Source organism: Streptomyces sp. SBT349, from assembly GCF_001083795.1.
Classification (GTDB): Bacteria; Actinomycetota; Actinomycetes; order Streptomycetales; family Streptomycetaceae; genus Streptomyces.
Genome location: NZ_LAVK01000054.1, coordinates 12,931 through 28,863, shown reverse-complemented (window position 1 = coordinate 28,863; position 15,933 = coordinate 12,931). Strand labels below are relative to the sequence as shown.

Below are 15,933 nucleotides of genomic sequence, written 5' to 3'. Positions count from 1 at the left end.
GGGCGGGGGTGGTGGTGGGCGGGACGCTGTTGAGCGGCATGTCGAGGACGGTGGTGATCCCGCCCGCGGCGGCGGCGCGGGTGGCCGTCTCGAAGCCTTCCCACTCGGTGCGGCCCGGGTCGTTGATGTGGACATGGGTGTCGACCAGGCCCGGCAGCAGGGCCACGGGCCCGTAGTCGACGGCGCGCGCGCCGGGGCGCGTGGGCGCGTCGTGCGGCAGGACGGCGGTGATCCGCCCGTCCGCGACGGCGACGGCCGCGGGGCGCTCCCCCTCCGGGGTGACCACCCGGGTGGAACGCAGCAACAGCTCACCCTCGCTCAACCGGTCCCTCCCTCCCGCCGGGCGCCCGCGGCGAGGCGCCACCGGCGTTTCCCCGCACACCGCGACACTTCGGAGCACGTCAGGGCGCTTCGGAGCACGTCAGCGGATTGGTGAATCGATCGGGACCGATCATCGGTCGACCCGGACGGAACGTCAAGGGCCGCCCGGTAGGCTGCCCCATGACCGCCCGAAAGGAACGTGACGTGCCACCGTCCGACGTCCGAAAGCCCGCCGCCAGCGGCGGCGGGGTCCAGTCGCTCGAACGCGCCTTCGCGCTTCTGGAGCACATGGCCGACGCCGGTGGCGAGACGGGGCTGAGCGAGCTGGCCGCGAGCAGCGGCCTGCCGCTGCCGACCATCCACCGCCTGATGCGGACGCTGGTGGCCTGCGGCTATGTCCGCCAGCAGCCCAACCGCAGATACGCGCTCGGCCCGCGCCTGATCCGGCTCGGCGAGTCGGCGGCCAGGCCCCTGGCCACCTGGGCGCGACCGCACCTGGCGCGGCTGGTGGAGGCGACGGGCGAGACGGCGAACATGGCGCTGCTCGACGGGGACGACGTGGTGTATGTGGCGCAGGTGCCCTCGCGGCACTCGATGCGGATGTTCACGGAGGTCGGCCGGCGCGTGCTGCCGCACTCCACGGGGGTCGGCAAGGCGCTGCTGGCGGGACTGCCCGACCAGGAGGTGCGCGCGCTGCTGCGCCGCACCGGCATGCCGGCCGCGACGGAGCGGACGATCACGACGCCGGACGCGTTCCTCGACGCGCTGCGGACCGTTCGCGCCCTGGGGTTCGCGGTCGACGACAACGAGCAGGAAATAGGCGTCCGCTGCATCGCCGTGCGGGTCCCCGACTCGGCCACGGCCGCCGCCATCTCGGTCTCGGGGCCCGCGGGGCGGGTGACGGACGAGGCGACGGAGAAGATGGTGCCGCTGCTCCAGGAGGTCGCGGGCGACCTGTCGGAGGCCCTGGCGGGCACGCGCGCCGGCGGATGAACGCTCCTCCCGGGACGGGCGTTCCTCCGGCCGCGGCCGGGGAGCGGCCGGTCGCGGGCCTGCTGCTCGCCGCCGGAGGCGGGCTGCGGCTCGGGGGGCGACCCAAGGCGCTGCTGCGGTACGAGGGGCGGCTGTTCGTGGAGAACGCGGCGGGCGCGCTGCTGGCCGCCGGTTGTGCGCCGGTGCACGTGGTGCTCGGTGCGGCGGAGGCCGAGGTGCGCGCGCGGGCGCGCCTGGACGGGTGCGCGCTGGTGAGCAACCCGGCGTGGGAGTCGGGGATGGGCTCCTCGCTCCGGGCCGGGCTCGCCTCGCTGCCGCCCGGAACCGGGGGCGCCCTGGTGGCGCTGGTCGACCAGCCCGGCGTGGGCGCGGAGGCGATGGCGCGGGTGCGCGACGCCCTCCGGTCGCCCGCCACCCTGGCGGCGGCGGCCTACGGCGGGCGGCGCGGGCACCCGGTGCTGATCGGCGCGGCGCACTTCGCGGCGGTGGCGGGCGCGGCCCGGGGTGACCGGGGAGCGCGTGGGTATCTGCGAGAGCGGGAGGTCGCGCTGATCGAGTGCGGCGACATCGCGACCCCCGACGACATCGACGAACCAGGCGATCTCGTTGATCTTCCATGATGAGGAAACTAATATCCACCTCTAGCCCCATGGCCCCCACCGTCCACCACGTCGATCACCGTCCATCACCCCCATCACCGTTCCACGTCATGCTGTCCGTCTGGCCGAAGGAGTGACCGCCCCATGTCCGCCGTCACCGTGCACGCACCGAGGATCCTCCCCCGGCAGGAAGAGGTGCTGACCGAAGAGGCGCTCGGCTTCCTGGCCGACCTGCACGAGCGGTTCACGCCGCGCCGCGACGAGCTGCTGCTGGCGCGGGCGCGGCGCCGTCAGGAGATCGCCAGGACGGGCAGGCTCGACTTCCTGCCGTCCACCGCGCACATCAGGGAGGGCGACTGGCGGGTCGCCACCGCGCCGCCCGCCCTCCAGGACCGGCGGGTGGAGATCACCGGCCCCACCGACCGCAAGATGACGGTCAACGCCCTCAACTCCGGGGCCCGCATCTGGCTGGCCGACTTCGAGGACGCCTCCTCCCCCACCTGGGAGAACGTCGTCGGCGGGCAGCTCAACCTGGCGGACGCCTTCCGCCGCCGCGTCGACTTCACCGACGAGCGCGGGAAGCGGTACGCGCTGCGCCCCGACGCCGAGCTGGCCACGGCCGTGATGCGCCCCCGCGGCTGGCACCTGGAGGACCGCCACTTCTCGGTCGGCGGGCGCGCGATCCCCGGCGCGCTGGTGGACTTCGGCCTGTACTTCTTCCACAACGCCAGGCGGCTGCGCGAGATCGGCAAGGGCCCGTACTTCTACCTGGCGAAGCTGGAGTCGCACCAGGAGGCGCGGCTGTGGAACGACGTGTTCCTCCACGCGCAGCGCGCCCTGTCGATCCCCGAGGGCACGATCCGCGCGACCGTGCTGATCGAGACCATCACGGCGGCGTTCGAGATGGAGGAGATCCTCTACGAGCTGCGCGACCACGCCTCGGGGCTGAACGCGGGCCGCTGGGACTACCTGTTCTCCATCGTGAAGAACTTCAGGGACGGCGGCGAGAAGTTCGTGCTGCCCGACCGGAACGCGGTGACCATGACCGCCCCGTTCATGCGCGCCTACACCGAGCTGCTGGTCCGCACCTGCCACAAGCGCGGCGCGCACGCGATCGGCGGGATGGCGGCGTTCATCCCCTCCCGCGACCCCAAGGTGAACACCACCGCGTTCCAGAAGGTCCGCGCCGACAAGGACCGGGAGGCGGCCGACGGGTTCGACGGCTCGTGGGTCGCGCACCCGGGGCTCGTGCCGGTGGCCAGGGAGTCCTTCGACGCGGTGCTCGGCGAGCGCCCGCACCAGAAGGACCGGCTGCGCGAGGACGTCAAGGTCACCGCCGACGACCTGCTGGCCATCGACACCACGGGCGCGAGCCCGACCTGCGAGGGCCTGCGCAACGCCATCCAGGTCGGCACCCGCTACCTCCAGTCCTGGCTGGCGGGGCGCGGGGCGGTGGCCGTGTTCAACCTGATGGAGGACGTCGCCACCGCCGAGATCTCGCGGTCGCAGATCTGGCAGTGGATCAACACCGGGGTGGTGCTGGCCGACACGGGCGAACGGGCCACCCGCGAGGTGGTGCGGCAGTTCGCCGCCGACCAACTGGTGGCGATCCGCGACGAGGTGGGCGAGGACGCCTTCGTCTCCGGCGGCTGGCAGCAGGCGTTCGACCTGCTGCTGAGGCTCTCGCTGGAGGAGGAGTACGTCGACTTCCTCACCCTTCCCGCCTACGACCTGCTGCCCTGAGCCCTACGGCGCGACCGTGACCGGATGGCGGACGACCGCGCCGAACAGGTAGCCCTGCTCGTTGAAGACCGTCCGCTCCGGCTGGGTGGAGCCCGCGCTGTCGGTGGCGCGGGCCAGCAGCTCGGCCGGTCCGGACGCGGTCGGCGTCCACTCGGCCGACCAGCGCACCCAGGAGCCGGGCCGGGGCGTGTCGTGCAGGCGCGCGCGCCGCCAGGCCGCGCCGCCGTCCGTGCTGATCTCCACCCGCCGCACGCTGCCGCCGCCCGACCAGGAGCGGCCCGTCAGCCGGTGGGTCGCACGGGCGGCGAAGGTGGCGTTCGGCTCCAGTTCGAAGGCGCTCTTGACCGTCTGCCGGGTGAGCGGCGCGCTGCCCTCCGCCGGGTAGGTGGGGCCGAAGAGGCGGTAGAGGTCGGTGTTCCACGGCGAGTACAGCGGCCGGGTCGAGGTCTCGATGTCGCCGACCCACTTGATCGAGGCGATGCCCACCCAGGACGGCACCACCAGGCGGACCGGGTGGCCGTGGTCGGGGGGCAGCGGCTCGCCGTTCATCTCGTAGGCCAGCAGCACGTCGTCCAGCGCCTTGGCGACCGGCAGCGGGCGGCGCACGCGCCCCAGCGCGACGCCGCCCGAGGAGTACTCGGCGTCCAGGCCGCGCGGCAGCACGTCCACCGCGTCGCCGCGCAGCCCGGCGCGGCGCAGCACCTCGGCCAGGCGGACGCCGCGCCAGCGGGCGACGCCGATGGCCCCCAGCGACCAGGAGGTCCCGGAGACCGTCTCGCCCTGCTGCGAGGTGAAGAAGCTCCGGCCGTTCCCCGCGCACTCGACGAACGCCGACCGCTCGGTGACGGGCAGCGCCCTGAGGTCGTCGAGCCCGAACGCGGCCTCGCCGCCCCGCAGTCCCCCGCCCCACACCCGCAGGCTCCAGTCGCCGGCGTCGAGCGCCGGCGTGACGGTGTGGTTGCGCACGAAGAACAGGCCGTTGGGCGTGTGGTAGCCGGTGCCGCGCAGCGCGGGCCACCGGGTCTCGGCGTTGGTGCCGTGCACCGTGAACCGGTCGGCCGGCAGCGGCTTGAGGATGCCGGGGGCCGGGTCGGGGCCGGTGGCGGGGACCGCGGCGGCGGCGCCGGGAGCGCCCGCCGCGGTGGCGCCGGTGACGGCCCCGGCGGCTGCCAGGAGTTTCAGCAGGTGGCGGCGGTCGATGCCGTCGGCGCGGGCCTCGCGGGTAAGCCACTGGCCGAGCCGGCGGCGGTCGTATGCCCTCTCATCGCTCGTCATGGGGACCGATCCTGCTGGCCGCCGCCCCGCGACTCCATTGCCGCGCATTGCGATGGCGTGAACAATCCGGCCCACCGCGCAACTGCCACGCTGATGTGGCCCTTTGCTACGGTCCGGCCATGGAACACATGCCCGAGGGACTGGACGGTCTCGACGACATTGACTGGGCCGCGCTCCCCCACGCGTACGGCCCGGCGGAGGACGTGCCCGCCGCCCTGCGCGACCTGGCCTCGGGCGAGGCGGAGGCGGGGAAGAGCGCGCTCCACGCCCTGCACGGGAACATCTGGCACCAGGGCACCGTCTACGCGGCCTCGGCGCCCGCGGTGCCGTTCCTGGCCCGGCTCGCCGAACGGGGATCCCGGCACCGGCCGGACATCCTGCTGCTCCTGCTCAACCTGGCGGAGGGGCACGGGGAGCGGGAGCACGTGGCGGCGGCGCGCGCCGCCGTGGCCGCCGAGGCCGACGTCTGCCTGCGGCTGCTGAAGGACGAGGACGCGCCGGTGCGGCGGGCGGCGGCGCACCTGCTCGCCTCCCTCCCCGAACGCGCCGGTGCGGCGGTCCCCGCGCTGCTCGACCGGCTCGCCGGGGACCCCGAACCCTGGGTGCGCGCCGACGCGCTGCTCGCGCTCTGCCGCCTCACGCCCCCCGCCGGCGCGCACCCGAACGGGCACGGGCACCCGAACGGGCACGAGGGCGGCGGCGACCGGGCGCGCCTCGCGCTGGGGGACCGGGACGCGCCGGTCCGGCTGATGGCCGCCTGCCGGGTGCTCACCGGCCTCGAACCGCCGTACCCCGCCGACGTGGTCGACGTGCTCGGCACGGCCTGGGCGGCGGCGGGCGAGGAGGCGGACGCCCCCGGCGGCGCCATGCCGTGGGGCGAACGGGAGTGGCTCGACACGATGATCGGCGACGCGCTGGACCGCGACGGGGACGCGGCGCGCGCCGTGGCCCGGCACCTGACCGCCCCCGGGTCGCCCCTCGCGCCCAGGGGCTACTGGCTCGCGAGGGAGGCCGCCGGGGACCGGCGCCACTGGCCCGAGCTGCTGGAGCTGGCGCACCGGGTCCTCGCCACGGCGCCCCGGGAGCGCGCGTACGCGCTCAGGGACATCGCCGACCGGATCGGGGACGTACCGCGTGCCGAGGTCCCCGCGCCGCTGCTGGACGAGCTGTGGGCGCTGGCGCGCCGGGACGCCGGCGAGGCGGAGGAGCGCTGGACGGCCATCACCGCCCTGGCCCGCCTCGGCGAGCACGCGTGCGTGGAACTGGCCGCGCGGGCGCTGGAGCACGACGGCCCCGACCCCGCGGGCCTGTGGGCCGTCTGCCGCGCGATGGGCCCGGACGCCGAGCCCCTGCGCCCCGCGCTGAACCGCCTGCTGAGGGAGCTCCCCGCCGGCATCCGGCACGACCGGATCCACCTGACCCGCGCGGTCAACGCCCTGGACCACGCCACCGGATCACCTCAGTCGTCGGATCCGGAGCGCCGGGAGCGCAGGTAGATCATGACGAGGAGCAGAACGACCACACCGACGACCGCCGGGCCCACCCAGCCGGGCGTCTCGCCGCCCTGTGCCTCGGGCGGGACATAGGCGAGCACCGCGGTATCCACGCCGCCGAGCCTACGAGCCGCGCGGCACACCGGGAAGCCCCGGAGCCCCGGAGCTCGGGACCGCCGGGCACGGTCACCGGCGCGCGAGGAGGCCCGTGCGTCTACCCCGCCAGCGCGGCCAGGCGGCGGGCCTGGGTGCGGGCCTCGGCCGCGATGGTGGTCTCGTCGGCCCTCGTCAGGCGGCCGTCCTCCACGACGGGGACGCCGTTCACCAGGGAGAGCGTGACCGGGGCCGGGGGGCCGAAGACCAGCGCGGCCACGGGGTCGGCGATGGTCGAGTGGCCGAGGCCGTCCAGCCTCCACAACACGACGTCGGCGAGCTTGCCCGGCTCCAGCGAGCCGGTCTCCGCCTCCCGTCCCAGCACCCGTGCCCCGCCCGCGGTGCCGAGGCGCAGCGCCTGGCGGGCCGTCAGGGCCCGCTCGCGGTGCGGGCCGAGGCGGCTGACCAGCAGCGCGTTGCGCAGTTCCGTGTGCAGCTCGCCCGACTCGTTCGACGCCGTGCCGTCCACGCCCAGGCCGACCGGGACGCCGGCCGCCAGCATGTCGGGGACGCGGGCGATCCCGGCCGCCAGGCGGGCATTGGAGGAGGGGCAGTGCGCCACGCCCGTACCGGTGCGGGCGAAGGCGGCGATGTCGTCGTCGCTCATGTGGACGCAGTGCGCCATCCACACGTCCTCGCCGAGCCAGCCGGTGGACTCGAAGTAGGCGGTCGGGCCCATGCCGAACCGCTCGTGGCAGAAGCGCTCCTCCTCCACCGTCTCCGAGCCGTGCGTGTGCAGCCGCACGCCGAGCCGCCGCGCCAGGGCCGCCGCCTCACGCATCAGCTCCGTCGTCACCGAGAACGGCGAGCAGGGCGCGACGGCGACCCGGAGCATCGCGTTCGGCGACGGGTCGTGGTACTCGCGCACCGCGCGCTCGGTGGCGCGCAGCGCCTCCTCGGTGGTCTCCACCGCGAAGTCGGGCGGCAGCCCGCCGTCCGAGACGCCGAGGTCCATCGAGCCGCGGGTGGCGGTGAAGCGGACGCCGATCTCGGCGGCCGCGCGGATCTCCGCGCCCAGCAGGTCGCCCGCGCCGCGTGGGAAGACGTAGTGGTGGTCCATCGCGGTCGTGACGCCGCCGCGGACCATCATGGCGAGCGAGGCGCGGGCAGCGGCGTGCACCATCGGCTCGTCGATGCGGGCCCAGACGGGGTAGAGGGCGGTGAGCCAGCCGAACAGGTTGGCGTCCTGGGCGAGGCCCCTGGTGAGCCACTGGTAGAAGTGGTGGTGCGTGTTGACGAGCCCCGGGGTGGCCAGGTGGCCGGTGGCGTCCACGCGGCGCGTGACGCCGGTGAGCCCGGCGGGCGCGGGACCGGGGCCGACCGCCTCGACGCGGTCGCCCGCGAGGACCAGGTGTCCCGGGCCGTACTCGGTGGAGTCGGCGTCGACGGTGGCGACGGCGCAGTTCTCGATGACGACGCGCCCGGCGCGCGCCCCGGCGCCCGCCGCCGTCACGCGAGGCCCCCGCCGGTCAGGTCCGCCGGGATGCGGGCGTCGGCACCGTCGCGCAGCACGGTGGCCTCGATGAGGCCGTAGGGGCGGTCGGCCGCGTGGTATATGGCGCCGTCGGGCGCCGGGTTCTCCAGGGAGAACGGCGCCAGGTCCACCAGGAAGTGGTGCTTGTTCGGCAGGGAGAGGCGGATCTCCTCGACGCCGGGAAGCTGCTCGACGACGCGGGCCCCCATCGCGTGCAGCGTCTGCTGGAGCGAGCGCGAGTACGTTCCGGCGAACGCCTCCAGCAGGTGGGTCCTGGCCGCCGCCCAGGAGGCGTCCCAGTCGCCGGCGGCGCCGGCGTCCGTGCCCGCGTGGCGCCACAGCGCGGTGACGTCGGTGGCCAGCACCCGGTCGTCCGTCTCGGGCAGGGTGGTGTAACCGTCCTTGACATAGCCGCGGAACTCGGAGCCCGTCGTGTTCATCACGGTCAGCCCGGTCAGGCCGCTGAGGATCTCCCAGCTCTCCCCCGCCACCGTGTCGAACGTCACCTGGGCCGTGCGCGTCTCCCCGCCGGAGCGGACGAAGGAGTGCGCGTCGTCGCCCGGCGTCGCGATGCGGTCCCACGCGTAGGAGGCGAGGCGGACGCGGGCCCGGTGGATCGTCGGCTGCGCGGTGACGAAGTGACGGGCGAGCCGCGCCCCGAACGCCTCGGGCGTCCCGACGCCGTGCCGCTGCGCGAACGCGTACACCGTGTTCTTCATGGTGTCGGTGGGCAGCACGGCCGCGTTGTCGCCCGAGAGGTGCACGTCCGCCATCTCGCCCGAGAGGGCGACGGAGACGTTCAGGTCCTGGACGTGGTGGACGGCGCCGTCCCTGACCACCCGGACCAGGCGGATCTCCGCCTTGCCGTACTGGTTGGGTCCGAGCAGGGGCACGGGCGGGTCAGCTCCCTCGGTAGACGGAGTAGCCGAACGGGCTCAGCAGCAGCGGCACGTGGTAGTGCTCGCCCGGCACGACGGCGAAGGCGGCGGTGACCTCGGGGAAGAACGCGGCCCCTCCCCCGGCGCCCGCGAGGTACGGCTCCACGGCGAACGTGAGCCGGGCCAGCGCGGCGTCGCCCGGCAGCGCGGGCAGGTCGGCGCAGCGCCCGTCGCGGTCGGTCAGCGAGGCGGCGTGCGCGGTCCAGGCGCCGGTGGGCGCGGGGGCGGTCGAGAGCGTGACGGGGATGCCCGCGGCGGGGTGTCCCGCGGCGGTGTCCAGCACATGCGTCGAGACGGTGGCGGCGGATTCGGCCAGACGGGTCAGGCGCAGCCGGTTGATCTTGCCGAGCTCGGCGCGGACGGTCTCCCATTCGGCCTCGGGAGAGGCGCCCAGGCGGAGGTGGAGCGCGTCGCGCAGCTGCTCGCCGGTCAGGCCCGTCGCACAGATCAGGAAGATGTGCCCGAACCGGTCCTGGTAGGCCAGGTTCAGTGCCAGCATCTCCGCGCGGAGGTCGGCGGGGGCGTCCGCCATGCCCGCCTGCTCGCGGGCCGAGGCGGCGTCGCCGCTGTCGGGGCGGCCGATGGGCGGGTGGGCGGCCAGGGCCTCGGCGAGGTCCGTGGTCGCGAGCGCGGCGACGGCCGCGTCGTTCGCGGCGAGGAGCGACTCGGCGCCGTTGAAGGGGCGCGCGGCGACAACGCGGGCGCCCCAGGCGCTCGAAGCGCAGACCCGGCGCAGAGCCCTGCGCACCGCGCGCTCGTCGGCGCCGTTGATCCAGGACAGGCCCGGCGTCGGACTCGGCGTCATGGCAGACAGCTAAGCCGTGCGGAGAGTGATCGTCAACCGTTTGTCGGGCGTGCGCCAGCTCCGACGGACGGCGCGGGAGCGGCCGTGCGCGCCCCGGGCGCGCGCGGTCCGTTCCCCTCAGGTCGGCGGGGGCCTCAGCACCCGCTCGGCCAGCCCGACTGGAGCCTCTGGTGCGGGACGCCGAACAGCTCGACCGCCTTCCGCAACTGGTGGACCCCCGGCGCCAGGGCGCTGACGGATCCGATGGCCGCTGCGATCAGCAGCAGCGACTGGCCCAGGGCGCCCGTGTCGGGAACGCCGTTGGCCACGATGACTTCGAGCGCGGCGAGCTCGCGCTCGGCGACCTCCCGGTCCGCGAGCCGCGCCGGATAGCCACGCAGGTCTCTGCGCAGGCGGTCCAGTGCTGTCCGCAGGGCCAGCAGGCGCGGATCCATCCCCGTCGATGGGATGCTCCGCATGACGTGGGCAGTTTCAGCTTCTCTTGCTGCCACTCGGCCCTCCCCTGCCGTCTTCTGTGACGCCGGCCGTGTCCGCCCCCGCGACCGCGCTGTCGCGGGGTCGTCTGGTCGGCGGACCGAACAAGGAAAGTAAATATCACTGTCCGCGCATCGCGCCACACAGAGGGCGAGAGAACGCGTCAGTTTCGGGTGAACAAAACCGGTGAACGCGGCAGAATCAAGGATGCCAGCATATGCCCGCAGGATCACCCGTCCGTCGGGAAGACTGTGAGAATCTCGTCGAGAAGTTCCTTACGTGGAGCGGGAGATGACGAAAACTGTGCTCGTCCGGTGCCCCGGCTGCCGACGGGAGCACGCCTACATCCCACCCCGGTATCCGTGCGCCTGCGGGGCACCGCTCAGCGTCCCCCTGCCGCGCGAGAGTTCACCCGTATCGGTGCGGCACCGGTCCTGGGCGGCGGCCTGGACGGAGGTCGAGTGCCCGGCCTGCGGGCGCAACGGGCAGTGGCCGCAGCCCGAGTTCGACTGCGCCTGCGGCGTGACGGTGCGGCTGATGCCGGACGGCGCGAGCGCCGTTCAGGCCGAGGTGGCCGAGGGGGCGGAGCGTCCGCCGTTCCGGCCGATCACCATCAGGACCGCGTACGACGCCGTGGCGTGTGCGGCGCAGTTCCTGCGCTGGCTCGGCTTCACCGGCGTGCGCAGCGCCGTTCCGCGTCCGGCGAGCGGGGTCGACCTGCGCGGCCCGGCGGTGGTCGGCCTGGTCAACGCGGCCATGACGCCCACCGAGGTCAGGGAGGTCGAGATGCTGTGGCTGCACACCGCGGTCGAACCGGCCCTGGCCGTCGCCTTCTCGCTCGCCGGCTACGACCGGGAGGCGCGCGGCCGGGCCGACGAACTCCAGCTGCCGCTGTTCGTCCTGGATCTGACGGGCGCCCCGCAGCCGGTGAACGAGCCGGCGGACGCGCTGGTGCGCCAGGGTGCCGGCGGAGGGTGAACTCCCCGCCGGAGCCTCACTTCCAGTGCAGGTCGTGGGCGGCGCCCGGGGCGTGGAACGCGAGGAGGCGGGCGCCCTCCTCCGCCAGGCCCGCGCGTTCCGCGGCGGTCAGCGGGTCGAACGGCGTGAGGACGAGGGTCGCCTCGGTGGCCGTCCGGTCGGTGTCGATGCGCCAGGTGCCGCGCACGAAGCCGTCGGACAGGAAGACGGGGAAGGCCCGATTGGCGCGCCAGGTACGGGCCTTGGCGGCGTCGGAGATGACGCGGGTGCGATCGGCGTGCCCGATGAACAGGTTGTCGTACTCGGGGAGGAACCGGACCACGCCGGGCGCGCCCTCCCCCGGTCTGGGGGCGTCGGGCAGGTCGAACAGCTCCACGCCGTTCGCGTCCCGGAAGCGGATCAACTCGGGCAGCAGCCGGTCGAAGACCTCCCGCAGCCTGGTCAGTCCCGACCAGGTCTGAGCGTCCTTGACCGACGAGGGGCCGAACGCGCCCAGGTAACGCAGCACCAGGCCGTCGGGCGCGGTCTCCTCGCCGAGCGCGGCGCCGAGCCAGGACTCGGCGGTGGTGTGCCGGGCGGCCCCGCCGCGCTGCCACAGGCCGCGCGGCGGCACCTGGACCAGCGGCAGGTGGTGGCGGGCCGCCTGCGCCAGCGCCTGGGGGTCGGCGTCCCACTCCTCGGCCAGCAGGGCGCCGAGCTCCTGGAAGGTGCGGGGCCGCTCCTCGGTGAGGGTCCTGGCCCGGCGGGCGACGGCGGCCTCGTCCACGCCGGCCAGCTTCCTGCCCCAGTTGGAGCGGAAGGGCCGCCGGTGGGCCGCCTCCAGCACCGGCCGCAGCGCCAGGCAGTCCCGCGCGGTGACGGTGTGGATGGTGGAGCGGTGCAGGCTGATCCGCGCGAACTCCCTGGCCTCGAAGCGGCGTGAGAAGTCGTCCGGGTCGAACCCGGCCAGGCGCGACCACAGCGCCGTGTAGTGCGTGGTCGGCACCTGGGTCTGAAGCCCCACCAGGTGCTCCACGGCCGCGGCGGCGCTCGTCGTCGCGCGGCGCGACAGCAGCTGGCGGTCAAGCAGCGCGCGGTTGAGCGCTCGCAGGGAGAGCAGCGGGACCGTGGTCATGGGCCGACCCTACGGCCGGCGCGCGGTGAATGGGCCGGGTGGAGCCGGTGAGCGGGGCACCCGTGCCGCCATGGCGGACGGCGACGATCTCGGCGGCGATCGACAGGGCCGTCTCCTCGGGGGTGCGGGCGCCGAGGTCGAGGCCGATCGGCGAGCGCAGCCGCGCCAGTTCGGCCTCGGTGACCCCGGCCTCGCGCAGCCGCTCCAGCCGCTCGCGGTGGGTGCGGCGGGAGCCCATCGCGCCCACGTAGGCCAGCGGCAGCCGCAGCGCCCGGGTGAGGAGCGGCACGTCGAACTTGGGGTCGTGGGTCAGCACGCAGACCGCCGTCCCGGCGCCGGGACGCTGCGCGTCGAGGTAGCGGTGCGGCCAGTCCACGACGACCTCGTGGGCGTCGGGGAAGCGGGCGGCGGTGGCGAAGACCGGCCTGGCGTCGCAGACCGTGACCCGGTGGCCGAGGAAGGCGCCCGCCCGCGCCAGGGCCGCGGCGAAGTCGACGGCGCCGAACACCAGCAGCCGCGGGGGCGGCGTACGGGACTCCACCAGCAGGGACACCGGCTCCCCGTCCGCGCCTTCGAGCGCGACGGCGCCGGTGCGCCCGGCCGCCAGCAGCCCCGCCGCCTCGCGGGCGGCGGCGCCGTCCAGCGCCCCACCGCCGCCGAGCGTGCCGGTGAACGCGCGGTCCGGCCGCACCAGCAGCGCGCCCGGCGCGCGGCCGGGACCCCGCCGCGCGCCGACGTCCGCCGCGGGGACGATCCGCGCGAGCGCCGCCTCGGACCCCTCGGCCGCCGCGTCCAGGGCGGCGGCCAGCACCGCGCGGTGCGGGGCGTCGGCCGCGACCGGGGTGACCAGGACATCGAGGGACCCGCCGCAGGTCAGCCCGGCGGCGAACGCGGTGTCAGCATCATCGTCGGCATAGCCGAAACCGGCGGTGCGCGGGACGCCGTCGGCCAGCGCCTCCCGGCACAGCTCGTAGACGGCGCCCTCCACGCAGCCGCCCGAGACGCTGCCGAGCGCGGTGCCCGAGGCGTCCACGGCGAGCGCGGCGCCCGGCGGCCTGGGCGCGCTGCCGTGCACGGCCACCACGGTGGCCACGGCGAACGCGCGCCCCTCCCGGAGCCAGGCGCGCAGTCCCTCGGCGATCTCCAGCACGGGTGACCTCCTCAGCCGACCAGGTGCTCGGGCCGCACCGGCACCCGGTGCAGGGCGCGGCCCGTGGCCCGGCGGACGGCGGCGACGATGGCGGGCGTCGCGGTGAGGGTGGGTGCCTCGCCGACGCCGCGCAGGCCGTAGGGGGCGTGCGGGTCGGCGAGTTCGAGCACGTCGACGGGCATGCTGGGGGTGTCCAGGATGGTGGGGATCAGATAGTCGGTGAACGAGGGGTTGCGGATGCGGCCGTCGGGGCCGACCAGGATCTCCTCCAGCACCGCGAGCCCGAGCCCCTGGACGGCGCCGCCGTGGATCTGGCCGACGACGGCCGAGGGGTTGATCGCCCTGCCGACGTCCTGGGCGGCGGCCAGCTCCACGACCTTGACGAGTCCCAGCTCGGTGTCGACCTCCACGACGGCCCGGTGCGCGCAGAACGAGTACTGCACATGGCCGAAGCCCTGACCCGTTCTCAGGTCGAACGGCTGGGTGGGCCGGTGCCTGAACTCCAGCTCCAGGTCGACGGCCTCCTCCCCCAGCACGTCGGCGAGCGCCGCCAGTGCCTCGCCCTCGGGGGTGACGACCTTGCCGCCGGCCAGCCGCAGCCCGCGCACCGCCTCGGGCCCGAACCGTTCCGCCCAGCCGAACCGCTCACCGCCGAGCCGCAGCACCTCCGCGCGGACGGCCTCGCAGGCGTGCCGGACGGCGCCGCCGGTCATGTACGTCTGCCGGGAGGCCGAGGTGGAACCGGCCGAGCCCACGCGGGTGTCGGCCGGGAGGATGGTGACCTGGGTGACGCCGAGCTCGGTGCGGGCGATCTGCGCGTGCACCGTGACGCCGCCCTGGCCGACCTCGGCCATGGCGGTGTGGACGGTGGCGACGGGCTCGCCCGCGACCGCCTCCAGGCGGACGCGGGCCGTGGAGTAGTCGTCGAACCCCTCGGAGAAGCCGACGTTCTTGATGCCGACCGCGTAGCCGACGCCGCGCACGACGCCCTCGCCGTGGCTGGTGTTGGACAGGCCGCCGGGCAGGGCGCGGATGTCGGTGGCGCGGGCGCCGGTCTCGGCGTCGGTCGTCTCCCACGGCCGCTCGGGCGGCAGCGGGCGCTCCCTGACGCGGCGCAGCAGCTCGGCGACGGGGGCGGGCGCGTCGATCACCTGGCCGGTGGGCATGGTGGAGCCCTGGCTCATGGCGTTGCGCCGGCGCAGCTCCACCGGGTCCAGGCCCAGGGCGTCGGCGAGCTTGTCCATCTGCGACTCGTAGGCGAAGCACGCCTGGACGGCGCCGAAGCCGCGCATGGCGCCGCAGGGCGGGTTGTTGGTGTAGAGGGCCAGGGCCTCGATCTCCGCGTGCTCCACCTCGTAGGGGCCGAGCCCGAGGGAGGCGGCGTTGCCGACGACGGCCGGGGAGGAGGAGGCGTAGGCGCCGCCGTCCAGGACGATGCGGGCCCTGACGTGGACGAGCCTGCCGTCGCGGGTGGCGCCGTGCTCGTAGGTGAGCGTGGCCGGGTGGCGGTGGACATGGCCGAAGAACGACTCGTGCCGGTTGTAGACGATCTTGACGGGCCGCCCGGTGCGCAGCGCGAGCAGGCAGGCGTGGGCCTGCATCGAGAGGTCCTCGCGGGCGCCGAACGCGCCGCCGACGCCGGAGAGGGTGAGCCGGACCTTCTCGGGCGGCAGGCCGAGGACGGGGGCGAGCTGCTGCTGGTCGACGTGGAGCCACTGGGTGGCGATGTAGAGGTCGATGCCGCCGTCCTCGTCCGGGACGGCGAGCCCGGACTCGGGCCCGAGGAACGCCTGGTCCTGCATGCCGACGTGGTAGGTGCCGGTGACCACGACGTCCGCGGTCGGCGCGGCGGTCGCGACGTCCCCGTGCAGGACGGGCTGGCGGTGGACCACGTTGGGGTGCGGGACGTGCGCCGCGTAGGGGTCGGTGCGGTCCGGGTGGAGGACGGGGGCGCCGGGGGCGGTGGCGGACGCCTCGTCGTGGACGACGGGCAGCTCCTCGTAGGCGACCCGGATCAGGGCGGCGGCGCGGCGGGCGGGCTCGGGGGGGTCGGCGGCGACCAGGGCGACGGCCTCGCCCTGGTACCGCACCACGTCGCGGGCCAGCACCGGCTGGTCGCGCAGTTCGAGCCCGTAGTGGGTGGCGGCGGGCAGGTCCTCGTGGGTCAGCACCGCGTGGACGCCGGGCAGGGCCAGGGCCGGTGCGGTGTCGAGCGCGGTGATCCTGGCGTGGGCGTGCGGGCTGCGCAGGGTGTGGCCCCACAGCATGTCCTCGTGCCACAGGTCGGAGGCGTAGGCGAACTCTCCGGTGACCTTGAGGGTGCCGTCGGGCCGGGGGGCGGATTCGCCGACGCCTCCCGCGCCGGCCCCCGTTCCGGATGCGGCGCGCTGGATCAACTCGGCCGGGGACGGTGTCACGCCCAT

The 15,933-nt window shown here is 75.2% G+C and carries 15 protein-coding genes; 5 read left to right on the top strand and 10 right to left on the bottom strand.

The window, feature by feature from the left end; translation table 11 throughout:
- Nucleotides 1-322, bottom strand: a 322-nt coding sequence (locus ADY01_RS09640) for an amidohydrolase family protein (protein WP_049569018.1), incomplete at its 3' end; no start/stop codon positions are given.
- A 179-nt stretch (nt 323-501) separates the two neighbouring features.
- Here ADY01_RS09640 and ADY01_RS09635 point away from each other — a divergent pair.
- The 3 genes from ADY01_RS09635 (at nt 502) to aceB (ending at nt 3,656) form a co-directional block, all read left to right on the top strand.
- Nucleotides 502-1,314, top strand: a complete 813-nt coding sequence (locus ADY01_RS09635) for an IclR family transcriptional regulator (RefSeq protein WP_049569016.1) — start codon at nt 502-504, stop codon at nt 1,312-1,314.
- Nucleotides 1,311-1,934, top strand: coding sequence for a nucleotidyltransferase family protein (locus tag ADY01_RS09630; RefSeq protein ID WP_049569012.1), 624 nt, complete (start codon nt 1,311-1,313; stop codon nt 1,932-1,934). Before ADY01_RS09635 ends, ADY01_RS09630 begins: the two co-directional genes overlap by 4 nt.
- Nucleotides 1,935-2,057: 123 nt before the next feature.
- Nucleotides 2,058-3,656, top strand: a complete 1,599-nt coding sequence (gene aceB, locus ADY01_RS09625; RefSeq protein ID WP_049569010.1) for a malate synthase A — start codon at nt 2,058-2,060, stop codon at nt 3,654-3,656.
- 3 nt (nt 3,657-3,659) lie between these two features.
- Here the strand turns inward: aceB and ADY01_RS09620 are convergent, their stop codons facing one another.
- Nucleotides 3,660-4,931, bottom strand: a complete 1,272-nt coding sequence (locus tag ADY01_RS09620; protein ID WP_078900145.1) for a sulfite oxidase — start codon at nt 4,929-4,931, stop codon at nt 3,660-3,662.
- Between the two features lie 119 nt (nt 4,932-5,050).
- Between ADY01_RS09620 and ADY01_RS38985 the strand changes: the two genes are divergently transcribed.
- The gene (locus ADY01_RS38985) at nt 5,051-6,427 is read left to right on the top strand and encodes a HEAT repeat domain-containing protein (protein WP_159001072.1); all 1,377 of its coding nucleotides are present in this window, start codon (nt 5,051-5,053) and stop codon (nt 6,425-6,427) included.
- Here the strand turns inward: ADY01_RS38985 and ADY01_RS38980 are convergent.
- The 5 genes from ADY01_RS38980 to ADY01_RS09595 all read right to left on the bottom strand — a co-directional run bounded on the left by ADY01_RS38980 (nt 6,391) and on the right by ADY01_RS09595 (nt 10,228).
- Nucleotides 6,391-6,537, bottom strand: coding sequence for a hypothetical protein (locus ADY01_RS38980; RefSeq protein ID WP_159001070.1), 147 nt, complete (start codon nt 6,535-6,537; stop codon nt 6,391-6,393). The two genes, ADY01_RS38985 and ADY01_RS38980, sit on opposite strands and share 37 nt — an antisense overlap.
- A gap of 101 nt (nt 6,538-6,638) precedes the next feature.
- On the bottom strand, nt 6,639-8,030 hold the full coding sequence (locus tag ADY01_RS09610) for an 8-oxoguanine deaminase (RefSeq protein WP_049569001.1): 1,392 nt from the start codon (nt 8,028-8,030) through the stop codon (nt 6,639-6,641).
- Nucleotides 8,027-8,944: a factor-independent urate hydroxylase gene (pucL, locus tag ADY01_RS09605; RefSeq protein ID WP_049568998.1), complete on the bottom strand. Its 918-nt coding sequence runs from the start codon at nt 8,942-8,944 to the stop codon at nt 8,027-8,029. The genes ADY01_RS09610 and pucL overlap by 4 nt, the downstream gene beginning before the upstream one ends.
- A 7-nt stretch (nt 8,945-8,951) precedes the next feature.
- Nucleotides 8,952-9,794 carry a 2-oxo-4-hydroxy-4-carboxy-5-ureidoimidazoline decarboxylase gene (gene uraD, locus ADY01_RS36280; protein WP_063784177.1) on the bottom strand — a complete coding sequence of 281 codons (843 nt, stop codon included), beginning with the start codon at nt 9,792-9,794 and terminating at the stop codon, nt 8,952-8,954.
- A gap of 134 nt (nt 9,795-9,928) precedes the next feature.
- Nucleotides 9,929-10,228 carry a DUF5955 family protein gene (locus ADY01_RS09595; RefSeq protein ID WP_234320152.1) on the bottom strand — a complete coding sequence of 100 codons (300 nt, stop codon included), beginning with the start codon at nt 10,226-10,228 and terminating at the stop codon, nt 9,929-9,931.
- A 331-nt stretch (nt 10,229-10,559) separates the two neighbouring features.
- Between ADY01_RS09595 and ADY01_RS09590 the strand changes: the two genes are divergently transcribed.
- Nucleotides 10,560-11,246, top strand: a complete 687-nt coding sequence (locus tag ADY01_RS09590) for a hypothetical protein (protein ID WP_049569026.1) — start codon at nt 10,560-10,562, stop codon at nt 11,244-11,246.
- Between the two features lie 16 nt (nt 11,247-11,262).
- Here ADY01_RS09590 and ADY01_RS09585 read toward each other — a convergent pair whose 3' ends face one another.
- Genes ADY01_RS09585 through pucD form a run of 3 tightly spaced genes read right to left on the bottom strand, consistent with a single transcriptional unit; the run spans nt 11,263 to nt 15,933 of the window.
- Nucleotides 11,263-12,360: a winged helix DNA-binding domain-containing protein gene (locus ADY01_RS09585; RefSeq protein WP_049568991.1), complete on the bottom strand. Its 1,098-nt coding sequence runs from the start codon at nt 12,358-12,360 to the stop codon at nt 11,263-11,265.
- On the bottom strand, nt 12,308-13,510 hold the full coding sequence (locus tag ADY01_RS09580; protein WP_049568988.1) for an XdhC family protein: 1,203 nt from the start codon (nt 13,508-13,510) through the stop codon (nt 12,308-12,310). The genes ADY01_RS09585 and ADY01_RS09580 overlap by 53 nt, the downstream gene beginning before the upstream one ends.
- An 11-nt stretch (nt 13,511-13,521) precedes the next feature.
- Nucleotides 13,522-15,933: a xanthine dehydrogenase subunit D gene (gene pucD / locus ADY01_RS09575; protein ID WP_049568985.1), complete on the bottom strand. Its 2,412-nt coding sequence runs from the start codon at nt 15,931-15,933 to the stop codon at nt 13,522-13,524.

Coding starts and splice junctions, on each gene's coding strand:
- ADY01_RS38985 (WP_159001072.1), top strand. CDS start 5,051: ATGGAACACATGCCCGAGGGACTGGACGGTCTCGACGACATTGACTGG.
- aceB (WP_049569010.1), top strand. CDS start 2,058: ATGTCCGCCGTCACCGTGCACGCACCGAGGATCCTCCCCCGGCAGGAA.
- ADY01_RS09630 (WP_049569012.1), top strand. CDS start 1,311: ATGAACGCTCCTCCCGGGACGGGCGTTCCTCCGGCCGCGGCCGGGGAG.
- pucD (WP_049568985.1), bottom strand. CDS start 15,933: ATGGGCGTGACACCGTCCCCGGCCGAGTTGATCCAGCGCGCCGCATCC.
- uraD (WP_063784177.1), bottom strand. CDS start 9,794: ATGACGCCGAGTCCGACGCCGGGCCTGTCCTGGATCAACGGCGCCGAC.
- ADY01_RS09620 (WP_078900145.1), bottom strand. CDS start 4,931: ATGACGAGCGATGAGAGGGCATACGACCGCCGCCGGCTCGGCCAGTGG.
- ADY01_RS09585 (WP_049568991.1), bottom strand. CDS start 12,360: ATGACCACGGTCCCGCTGCTCTCCCTGCGAGCGCTCAACCGCGCGCTG.
- ADY01_RS09590 (WP_049569026.1), top strand. CDS start 10,560: ATGACGAAAACTGTGCTCGTCCGGTGCCCCGGCTGCCGACGGGAGCAC.
- ADY01_RS09595 (WP_234320152.1), bottom strand. CDS start 10,228: ATGGATCCGCGCCTGCTGGCCCTGCGGACAGCACTGGACCGCCTGCGC.
- ADY01_RS09635 (WP_049569016.1), top strand. CDS start 502: ATGACCGCCCGAAAGGAACGTGACGTGCCACCGTCCGACGTCCGAAAG.